Below are 10,208 nucleotides of genomic sequence, written 5' to 3'. Positions count from 1 at the left end.
GCGCCGGTTTGGCGCGCCCCCGCCCCTGTTACGTTGCTCCGCCCGCAGGTTCGCCTCGTGCGCCGATTGGCACACGGCGTCATGCACGCGTGGTGGTGCCTGGCGCATGCCGCCCTAGAAGGCGGGCAGAACGTCCTTGTCAAAGGTCTCGGAGAGGTACTTCTTGAAGTCATCCGAGGTCAGCACCGCAACCAGGGCCTTGATGCGCTCGTCGTCCTTGTTGGCGGGCGTGGTGACGAGGTAGTTGGCATACTGCTTGACGGCGACGCCCTCGGCGGACTCCACCACGAGGGCGTCGCTCACGTGCAGCCCGGCGTCGATGGCGTAGTTGCCGTTGATGACGGCAAAGTTAACGTCCTGGAGCTGACGCGGCACCGCGGCCGCCTCCACCTCCACAAGCGTCACGTTGTGGGGGTTATCGGCCACGTCGGCGGCGGTGGATTCCAGGTTGTTGGGGTCCTTGAGCGTGATGATGCCCGCCTGCTGCAGCAGAAGCAGGGCGCGACCCTCGTTGGTGGGGTCGTTGGGGACGGCGATCTGCGCCCCGTCGGCGATGCCAGCGAGGTCCTTTGACGTGCCGGGGTAGATGCCAAAGGGCTCGTAGTGAATCGCGGCCACGCCCACAAGGTCGGTGCCGTTCTCCTTGTTGTAGTTGTCAAGGTACTTGATGTGCTGGTAGTAGTTGGCGTCCACCTCGCCCGATGAGGTCACCTGGTTGGGAATGATGTAGTCTGTGTATTCCTTCACCACAAGCTCGATGTTCTGGTCCTTGAGCCTAGGAGCGGCAAAGGCGGTGAGAATCTCGGCGTGCGGCGAGGGGGAGGCGGCGACCTTGAGCGTCTTCTGCTCCGTGGAGCCGGCAGCGGCAGATGAAGCGCCGGTGCCGCAGGCCGCCAGCGCGCCGGCGGACAGGACGAGGGCGGACGCGGACAGGAAGTTCCTTCTGGAGATCATGACGAATCCTTTCGTGTGAGGGGGCCTCCGGAGACTCCGGTGGCCAAGATGCCTGGAGGGTTGCAAAAGTTGCCGATAAGTGGTGGGTAGGAACCTGGTTCCTAGCGGTGGTCGATGTGCTTCGCGATGAGGTCGCAGCTGCTCTGGATGACCTGGACGACAACGACGAGCAGAACGATGGTGGCAATCATGATCTGGTCCTCGTAGCGATAGTAGCCGTAGCGGATGGCGATGTCGCCTAGGCCCCCCGCGCCGACCGCGCCGGCGATGGCCGTATAGCCCAGGACCGAGATGAGGGTGATGGACACCCCGCGCACGATGGAGGGCATGGCCTCGGGCAAAAGCGCAGAGAGCACAATTCTCGGCAGGGAGGCGCCGCAGGCCTCGGCAGCCTCGATGGCGTCACGCGGGACCTCGTTCAGCGACTGCTCGATCATGCGGGCGACGAAGGGGGCGGCCGAGAGGACGAGCGGGAAGATGACGCCGCGCACGCCGATGGTGGTGCCGACGAGAGCCTTGGTCACGGGCATGACCGAGACCAGCAGGATGATGAACGGTATGGAGCGGGTCATGTTGACGACCCAGCCGAGCACCGCGTTGACGGCGCGATGGGGGCGCAGGCTTTCCGGCGCCGTCACGTAGAGGACGACACCGATGACGAGGCCCAACAGGTAGGCGATCGCCGTGGAGAAGAACAGCATGGCGAGGGTGTCCAGGAGGCCCTGACCTAGAAGCGGGCCAAACGTTGCGAAGAGGTCGCCCATGACCTTACTCATCCCAGCTCACCTGCCCCAGAAGCGCCTTGGTCGTCTCGTGCCGCGGGTGGGCAAAGACCTCGTCCACAGCGCCCGTCTCGACGACCGTGCCGTGCACGAGCACCGCGACGTCCTTGCAGATGTCGCGCACCACGCTCATGGAGTGCGTGATCACCACCAGGGTGACGCCCGTCTCCCGGTTGATCTTCTTGAGCAGCGAGAGGACCGATGCCGTGCTGGCGGGGTCCAGGGCGCTCGTCGCCTCGTCGCAGAGGATGTACTCGGGCTCGCAGGCGAGGGCGCGGGCGATGGCGACGCGCTGCTTCTGGCCGCCCGAGAGCTGCGCGGGATAGGACGAGGCCTTGTCGGCCAGGCCCACCTCGTCAAGAAGCGCGCGGGCGCGACGACGGTTTTCCTCGGTGACCCTGCCCGTGCCGGCCAGGAAGGGAAAGCACACGTTCTCCAGGGCCGTCTTCTGGGCGAGGAGCCCGAAGCCTTGGAAGATCATTGCGACGCGGCGACGATAGGAGCGCAGGTCGCTGCCCGTGAGCCCCGTCACGTCGACGCCGTCGACCACGACTTTGCCCGATGTGGGGCGCTCAAGGAGGTTGATGCAGCGCACCAGCGTTGACTTGCCGGCGCCGGAGATGCCGATGATGCCAAACACGTCGCCGTTGGGAATGTCCAGCGAGACGTTTGACAGGGCATGGTCGCCACCGCTGTTAGCTCCGTAGACCTTTGTTAGTTGTTGCAGGGAAATCAAGACACGTCTCCGCTCGATACGGCATGGCAGAAGGTCGCCGCCTGCCAGCGGCGACTCAATGGGAACGCCCGGTCCTCCCTTGCGGCGGTCGCCTAAAGGAGGTGCCCGGGCTTGGGCATCTGCATGGCGGCCGTTGCCGTCGCGGGGGCGATATGTCCTCTGATCCAACGCATGCCGTCTACTCTAGCGGGAGCGTGAATTGCGAGTCAATGCATAGCACTACATCTGTTATCGCATGCTGGTTATCGATATAGACGATAATGAACGATCGACCTTGGCCGCATCGCCCGTGTCGCGCCCGTCGGCCCCGTGGCGCCTATACGCGCCGGGGGAGATGCCAAAGCGCCCCTTGAACCTGCGGATGAAGTACGAGAGGCTCTCGAACCCGCAGCGTGCGGCTATGGCGCTCACTGGCTCCTCGGAGCGTCTGAGCAGGTGGCTCGCTGCGGTGAGCCGATACTCCGTGAGATAGCTGACGAACGACTGGCCCGTCTCGTGCCGGAAGCTGCGCATAAGATGCGCCTTGCTGTAACCGGCGACCCTGGCTGCGTCCTCGACGGTGAGACGCTCCCCGTAGCGCTCCTGCACGAGCTCGAGGACGGCGCGCATGCGGTCGGTGGAGGCGCGACGCGGGCGTGGGGATGCTGCGCCCCCGTGCAGGTATATGGCGCGGAGCAGCAGCAGCAGCTCGCTCTTGACCACGAGGGAGTAGCCCGGCGCGCACGTTTCGCAGGCGCGGTCGGCGGCGTCGAGAGCGGCGCGGGCCTCGGCCTCGAGGGGGCTTTGCTCGATCAGGGGGCAGGGCAGCCGTATGGCCCCCGCGCGCAGCGGCGCCACGACGTTCTCGGCGAACCACGCGTCATTTGGCCCTCCTCCCAGCATGGACAGGGAGAATATGATGTTCTCGTACTCCATGCGCTGGCCCCGCGCGCCGTCGATGGCGTGAATCTGGCCGGGGGTCACCACGACGATCGAGCCTGCCTGCACGGGATGGCTCTCGAAGTCCACGGAGACGACGCCCGAGCCCCTCTTGACGTAGATGACCTCCATCTGCTCGTGCCAGTGGGGAGCCACGCGCTCGAAGTCAAGCGGGATGGTGCAGAGGTAGGTGTCATAGGGAAAGCCGGGCTGCTCGTGGAGGCGCGTCTCCTGGTACTGGCTGTACTCGTCGAAGCCATCGGCGGCCATGTTGTCTCCCCCCAAAGGGACGTTTTCTTTCCACAGATCGATATTGCTTGTATTGTGCAATATTGCGCCGCTCTGGTGCAAGAAATGTATCCCCTAAGGCTTCTATAGTTCAGTTAACGCATAATCGCTCGAACGTTTGGAGGGACGGCCGTCGCCGACGCGCCGCCCAAGGGAGGGAACACGACCATGACCAGCCTGCGACTCTCGACGTACACGGATAGGCCCCTGGAATCCTGCACGAACTTGGAGCTCTTCAACGCGCTGCTCAGCCTCACGAAGGACGCCTGCCGCCAGCGGGGCCTCAACGAGGGCAAGAAGAAGCTCTACTACATCTCTGCGGAGTTCCTCATCGGCAAGCTCCTGAGCAACAACCTCATCAACCTGGGCCTGTACGACCAGGTCCGCGACGAGCTCGCCGCGGCAGGAAGGGATCTCGCCGAGCTCGAGGAGTTCGAGCATGAGCCCTCGCTGGGCAACGGCGGCCTCGGTCGCCTTGCCTCCTGCTTCATGGACTCCTGCGCCACGCTGGGTCTTTCCGCGGACGGCGTGGGCCTTGCCTACCACTGCGGGCTCTTCCGTCAGGCCTTCGCGCGCAACAAGCAGTGCGAGACGCCCGACACCTGGCTCACCTGGGGCCAAGAGAGCTGGATGGAGAGGAGCGAGCGCCGCTACGTGGTGAGCTTCGGCGGGTTCTCGGTCACGTCCACCCTGTATGACGTGGCGGTCACGGGCTATGGTTCGGCGTGCGGGCGCCTGCGCCTCTTTGACGTCGACAGCGTGGACGAGCGGCTCATCAAGCAAGGGATCGCCTTTGACAAGAGTGAGGTCAAGAGGGGCCTCACGCTCTTCCTCTATCCCGACGACTCCGACGAGGCCGGCCGCATCCTGCGCGTGTACCAGGAGTACTTCATGGTGAGCAACGCCGCCCAGCTCATGCTCGACGAGTGTGTCGAGCGCGGCAGCAACCTCCACGACCTCGCGCAGTACGCTGCGGTCCAGATCAACGACACCCATCCCACCCTGGTCATCCCCGAGCTTGTTCGCCTGCTGGGCGAGAGGGGCATCGGGCGCGACGAGGCGATCGACATCGTCCGCGACGTGTGCGCCTACACCAACCACACGATCCTGGCTGAGGCGCTCGAGACCTGGCCCCTGTCCTATCTTGAGGAGGTGGTCCCGCAGCTCGTGCCCATCATCAGGGAGCTTGACGCCATTGCCGCCGAGCGCTGCGACGACCCCTTCGTCCGCGTGATCGACGAGGACGGGCGCGTGCACATGGCCAACATCGACATCCACTTCTCGCACTCCGTCAACGGCGTCGCGGCGCTTCACACCAAGATCCTCGAGGAGTCGGAGCTGGCGCCCTTCCACAGGCTGTATCCCGAGAAGTTCAACAACAAGACCAACGGCATCACCTTCCGACGCTGGATGGTCTCCTGCAACCCCCGCCTGTCCGCGCTCGTCTCGTCCAAGCTGGGCGAGGGATGGAAGCGCGACGCCACCCAGCTCGAGGGCCTGCTGACCTATCGGGACGACGGGGAGGTCCTGGACGAGCTCACGGCCATCAAGCGGGAGAACAAGCGCCGCTTTGCCGCGTGGATGCTCGCGCACCAGGGAGTCGCCATTGACCCCGAGTCCACCTTCGACGTGCAGTCCAAGCGCCTCCATGAGTACAAGCGCCAGCAGCTCAACCTGCTATGGGCCATCCGGGAGTACCAGCGCATCCTCAGAGGAATCCTTCCCCCGAGAAAGGTGACCCTGATCTTTGGCGCAAAGGCCGCCCCCGCCTACGTCATCGCCAAGGACGTCATCCACGCGATCCTCAGCTTTGGCGAGCTCGTGGCGAGCGACCCGCTCGCCAGCCGATACCTGCAGGTCGTGATGATCGAGAACTACAACGTGACGGCGGCGGAGCGGCTGATTCCCGCAGCGGAGCTGTCCGAGCAGATCAGCCTGGCCTCCAAGGAGGCGTCGGGGACGAGCAACATGAAGTTCATGCTCAACGGCGCGGTCACGCTGGGGACGATGGACGGCGCCAACGTCGAGATCGCGGAGCTGGTGGGGGAGGACAACATCTACTGCTTTGGCGAGGGATCGGACGACGTGATCGCGCGCTACCAGCGGGGCGACTACGACCCTGCGCGCTATCTCAGGAGGCAGAGAGAGCTCAAGGCAGCCGTGGACTTTCTCGTGGGACCCCAGATGGGCGCCGTGGGAGACGAGGAGAGCCTCTCGCGCCTGCATCACGAGCTCACGACAAAGGACTGGTTCATGACCTTCCCGGACTTCAGGGAGTACTGCTCCGTGAAGGGTCGCATGCTCGCCGACGTGCTCGATGAGCGCGCCTGGGCGCAGAAGGCACTCGTCAACATCGCAAAGGCGGGGTACTTCTCGTCCGACCGCACCATCGCGCAGTACGACGCCGACATCTGGCACCTGCGGGCCTGAGGGGCATGAGGCGTGAGCGACCTGCGAAAGGAAACCTGCGCGGGGCAGGTGCATACGTGGTCATGCTTTGGATACAAGGCTATTAGACGCAGGTGCGCCGCCGTGGGTGGTGCCGTTATCGAGAGGAAGTCGCCATGGGATTGCTCGACGCGCTTACGAAGAGAAGGTCCGTCTACGCCCTGGGCAAGGATCTGCCCGTCTCCGAGGACGAGGTCATCGAGAACGTCTCTCGTGCCGTCGAGCTCGTGCCCGACGCATTTGACATGAAGTCGGCACGCGTGGTCGTTGCGCTGGGGCGGAGGCAGGACGAGCTGTGGGACGCCATCTATGACGCCTTTGGCGGCAAGGTCGCTCGCGAGAAGATCGATGGCTTCAAGGCCGGCGCTGGCACCGTGCTGTACTTCATTGACGAGAGCGTGGTCAGGGATCTGCAGGGGCGGTTTTCGTCGTATGCCGAGAACTTTCCCGTGTGGGCCGAGCAGGCCAACGGCATGTTGCAGCTGGCCGTATGGGCCAGGCTCGCCGAGATGGGCATCGGCGCCAACCTGCAGCACTACAATCCGGTCATTGACGAGGCCGTGAGGAAGCTCTTTGACGTGCCCGCGGGGTATGTGCTGCGCGCGCAGATGGTGTTTGGCAACATCCTTGAGGCCCCTGGCCCCAAGGATGCCGAGGACGTCACCAAGCGCGTGAGCGTGAGGCGCTAGCCCCAAGGGCGGTCGCAGGCACGGGACGGGGACAACGCACGTGCGTGCGGACGGACGCGACTCTTTCGCCATCACAAGCGACTGGCAGCCTACAGGGGCTGCCAGGCGCATTCACGCCCGACGGCGTATGGCTTCATGTATATAGGCACATGGCGCAGCGTGTCTAGCGTTCGCGACCCAGATAGGGGCAGGTGCTCGCCGCCGCTACCGCAAAGGTAGAAAGATTGTGTATATACGCCGCCGTCCCCACGCTCATGAGCCCCAGAACGCCCAAGACCATGAGCGCCGAGTTGCCCGCGATGATTGCCGCATAGTTTGTGCGAATGCGCCGCATGGACCGCTGAGCGAGCGTGCGCATATATACCAGTCCGTCGAGCGAGGTGTTCATGATGCTCACGTCCGCGACGGCGCGGGCTATGTCGCTCGCGTCGCTCATGGCCACCGACACGTGAGCGGTCGCCAAGGCGGGAGAGTCGTTGATGCCGTCGCCGACCATGATGACGACATGCCCCTCGTCGCGCAGGCGCTTGATGTAGGCGCTTTTTTCTTCAGGCGCAACGCGCGCATGAAAAACGTCAATGCCCAAGGCGTCCGCAACGTTCTGAGCGCTTGTCTCGGCGTCGCCGGTCAGCATGACGACGCGTGATATGCCGAGGTCGTGAAGCTCGCGTATGACTCTTTTTGCTTCGGGTCGTATGGCGTCGGTGATGCAGAACGCCCCGACGAACTCTCCTCCTATAGACAGATAGATACGAGAGGCATCTGGTGCGACATCGGCAAAAACTTGATCGAGGTTTGCCGGCTTCTCAACCCCTTCGTCCATGAAGATGAAGTCTTCCGAGCCGATGCAGGCACGCTTGCCATCGATGGTGGTAACGATGCCGTGCGCAACGACATACTCAACGCGTGCATGGAGTTCCTCCTGGTGCACAAGCTCCTGCCTCTTCGCGGCCTCCACTAGCGCCCGAGCCATGCTGTGCGGAAAATGCTCCTCGATGCAGGCCGCGTAGCGGAGCAGCTCCCCTTCTGACAGGTCGGAGAACGGCACGATGTTGGAAAGGGTCGGTTGGGCAAGCGTGAGCGTGCCCGTCTTGTCAAATACGATCGTGTCGGCATACGCAAGCGCCTCAAGATACTTGCCGCCCTTTATCGTGCACCTATTCCTGACAGCCTCATTCATGGCGCTCATGACGCATATGGGCGTCGACAGCCTGACGGCACAGGAATAGTCCACCATCAGCACGACAAGCGCCTTGGTAAGCGTGCGCGTAAGCGCGAGCACGGAGAAGAAGGCCAGGAAGCTATACGGCACAAGGGCATCAGCCATGTGCTCCGCCTTGCTCTGCACCGACGCCTTGAGGGCAGATGACCGAGAGACGAGCGTCACGATCTCATCAATGCGAGCTTTTCCCGGAGGAGAGACGACGCGGACATATAGCTCACCGTTCTCCAGCGCGGTGCCAGCATAGATGGTCGCTCCTTGCGCCTTGTTCACCAGGCGGGATTCTCCCGTCAGCGAGGCCTCGTCGACCTCGCCCTCGCCCGCGACGACGGTCCCGTCAACTGGCAGCACCGACCCGCAGAGCAGGTGAAGGACGTCACCCTCTTGAACCTCTTCCATCGCGATCTCAACGTCCGTGCCGTCAACCGTGCGCCATGCCGTCGCCGCGCGCGTGATGATGCCCTCTTCAAGAGCAAGCCGCATGCGCTTTTCGACATGCTCCTGAAGCCGCGCGGAGAGTCCGATGAGCGTCACGATCGAGGCAACCTCTGAAAAAGACCGCTTGAGCAAAAAGGCGCCGACGGCAGCCGCGTCGAGCACGTCAACCGTTATCGACCCATGCACGAGGCGACGCATGCCCCCCATGATGATGGGTACCGCACGTACCAACGTCCAAAGGGCCCCGAGTGGCGCTGGAAGCAGAAGACGTCCGACGGCGCGACCAATGAGAATGTGCCCGACATGCAGCGCAAACTCATTGTTCTCACGAGCAACCTGGAGTTCGAGGGGTATCTCGACGCTTTGCACGTCTTTGACCGGAAGGTCATCCACCTCAAGCGCGTCGAGGATACCAAGCACCGCATCTCGCGCGCCTGGCATATGCGTGATGACGATGGACCCATTTGCCGGATGTACCTCCGCAAACAGGACATGCTCATGCTGCATGAGCGCACAGGAAAGGCCGAGGCTCTCTTGGTCGCTAAAGAGCAAGCTTCCGCAGACGAGTCGCAGCCTTCCCGGCATCTCGTGGGCAATGTGATAGTACATACGCTTCCAATGCCATTCTTAGCGTGGTTGACGTGTTCACATGTGGGCAGACAAATGCCTACGCAGTGGGGTTATCTACCTTTGCAGTGGCCTTCTCGCGCATGCTAGGCTCGATGGCGGCGATTTCGGCCTTTACGAGCGCGTCGATCTTTGCCTTGCGACGAGCCTCGGCGCGCATGTCATTGGCCGCGTCGATGACCGACTGCGTCTCCGCGCTGACCGCATCGCCAACTGCCATGGCGCCCGAGGTGACCGCCACGGCACTTTTGTGCAGCACGCCCGATTTTTGCAAACCTGCGACAACCCCTGCCAGAGCAACGCCACCGAGGCAACAAAGTCCCTTGTGAAGTGACATGTCACGATCCTTTCTCGTTTGGTATTCACGTACGCATACAATAATATGCTTATTATAACTTATATGCACGGCGACAGGTACCAAAAAAAGCCGAACTGGCGCTTTCTCAAGGATGTGACGTCGCGTCACCTGAAGAGGGTTCGCCTGACTGCAGAGGCGGTGGTGGACCACCATACATTTCCCTTTAGTCAGACTGATGGGGTAGGGGTTCCGACATGCCCGCCGGGGCCGATCCAGGCCGCGCGGCGCGCCATCGATGTCGCCGCTAGGCTGCCATGGGTAGTTTTGCATATTCCCACTCTAGTTATTAGCTCATTACCTAGCTCATTACCTGTGCTCTCCCTCCCAAGTCGGCATTACTCGGGTATTTGGGCCAAAAATGAGGGAAAACCGCCGAGTAGTGCCGACTTTTTGACGTCTCCCGCGAAGAAGGGTGAATGGGCGGGCTGGGTTTTACCATTCATCGGACTGCCGTGCCGCAAAATTTTGCCTACGGCGAAAGAACACCTTTTGACTGCGGCGCGTCCGGAGGTGCCAGCCAGCGGCAGGCCCCAAAAGCGACGACCATAACGCGTCGTCTTTCCGTTTTACGTTACGTAGCGAGCCATGTAGAAGGAAGAAAGTAACTATATAGGTCTTATAGGGATAGGGGCTGCCATCCCTTCAAAAATATGGACACTCTGTGAACCATCCCTTTCACGGACCCATAACGCGCACAAGACACGTATAGTTATACCTCGCGCCGCACGGAAGGGCGAGGCCCCGAGGG

General features: G+C 62.6%; 8 protein-coding genes. 2 read left to right on the top strand and 6 right to left on the bottom strand.

What is annotated here, in order from left to right; translation table 11 throughout:
• Positions 1–114: 114 nt before the first annotated feature.
• The 4 genes from HMPREF2826_RS00405 to HMPREF2826_RS00390 form a co-directional block, all read right to left on the bottom strand.
• Complete coding sequence (locus HMPREF2826_RS00405; RefSeq protein ID WP_070638077.1) at positions 115–954, bottom strand: MetQ/NlpA family ABC transporter substrate-binding protein; 840 nt, start codon at positions 952–954, stop codon at positions 115–117.
• Between the two features lie 101 nt (positions 955–1,055).
• The gene (locus HMPREF2826_RS00400; RefSeq protein WP_070638074.1) at positions 1,056–1,730 is read right to left on the bottom strand and encodes a methionine ABC transporter permease; all 675 of its coding nucleotides are present in this window, start codon (positions 1,728–1,730) and stop codon (positions 1,056–1,058) included.
• Positions 1,723–2,472 carry a methionine ABC transporter ATP-binding protein gene (locus HMPREF2826_RS00395; RefSeq protein WP_070638071.1) on the bottom strand — a complete coding sequence of 250 codons (750 nt, stop codon included), beginning with the start codon at positions 2,470–2,472 and terminating at the stop codon, positions 1,723–1,725. The genes HMPREF2826_RS00400 and HMPREF2826_RS00395 overlap by 8 nt, the downstream gene beginning before the upstream one ends.
• A 228-nt stretch (positions 2,473–2,700) precedes the next feature.
• Positions 2,701–3,660 carry an AraC family transcriptional regulator gene (locus HMPREF2826_RS00390; protein WP_083307148.1) on the bottom strand — a complete coding sequence of 320 codons (960 nt, stop codon included), beginning with the start codon at positions 3,658–3,660 and terminating at the stop codon, positions 2,701–2,703.
• A 186-nt stretch (positions 3,661–3,846) separates the two neighbouring features.
• On the opposite strand from HMPREF2826_RS00390, the gene HMPREF2826_RS00385 reads away from it, so the two are divergent.
• Both HMPREF2826_RS00385 and HMPREF2826_RS00380 read left to right on the top strand, forming a co-directional pair.
• Positions 3,847–6,108 (top strand): glycogen/starch/alpha-glucan phosphorylase, encoded by a 2,262-nt coding sequence (locus tag HMPREF2826_RS00385; RefSeq protein ID WP_070638064.1) that lies wholly within the window; start codon positions 3,847–3,849, stop codon positions 6,106–6,108.
• A 134-nt stretch (positions 6,109–6,242) separates the two neighbouring features.
• Positions 6,243–6,815 (top strand): nitroreductase family protein, encoded by a 573-nt coding sequence (locus HMPREF2826_RS00380; protein ID WP_070638061.1) that lies wholly within the window; start codon positions 6,243–6,245, stop codon positions 6,813–6,815.
• 163 nt (positions 6,816–6,978) lie between these two features.
• On the opposite strand, the gene HMPREF2826_RS00375 is transcribed toward HMPREF2826_RS00380, so the two are convergent.
• Together HMPREF2826_RS00375 and HMPREF2826_RS00370 are read right to left on the bottom strand one after the other, a co-directional pair.
• Complete coding sequence (locus HMPREF2826_RS00375; RefSeq protein WP_070638058.1) at positions 6,979–9,084, bottom strand: heavy metal translocating P-type ATPase; 2,106 nt, start codon at positions 9,082–9,084, stop codon at positions 6,979–6,981.
• Between the two features lie 58 nt (positions 9,085–9,142).
• Complete coding sequence (locus HMPREF2826_RS00370) at positions 9,143–9,439, bottom strand: DUF1490 domain-containing protein (protein WP_070638055.1); 297 nt, start codon at positions 9,437–9,439, stop codon at positions 9,143–9,145.
• Positions 9,440–10,208 lie beyond the last annotated feature (769 nt).

This window comes from Olsenella sp. HMSC062G07, from assembly GCF_001811895.1.
GTDB lineage: Bacteria > Actinomycetota > Coriobacteriia > Coriobacteriales > Atopobiaceae > Olsenella_F > Olsenella_F massiliensis.
Note: the sequence above shows the minus strand (reverse complement) of the source record. Positions and strands in the feature narration are given on the sequence as shown.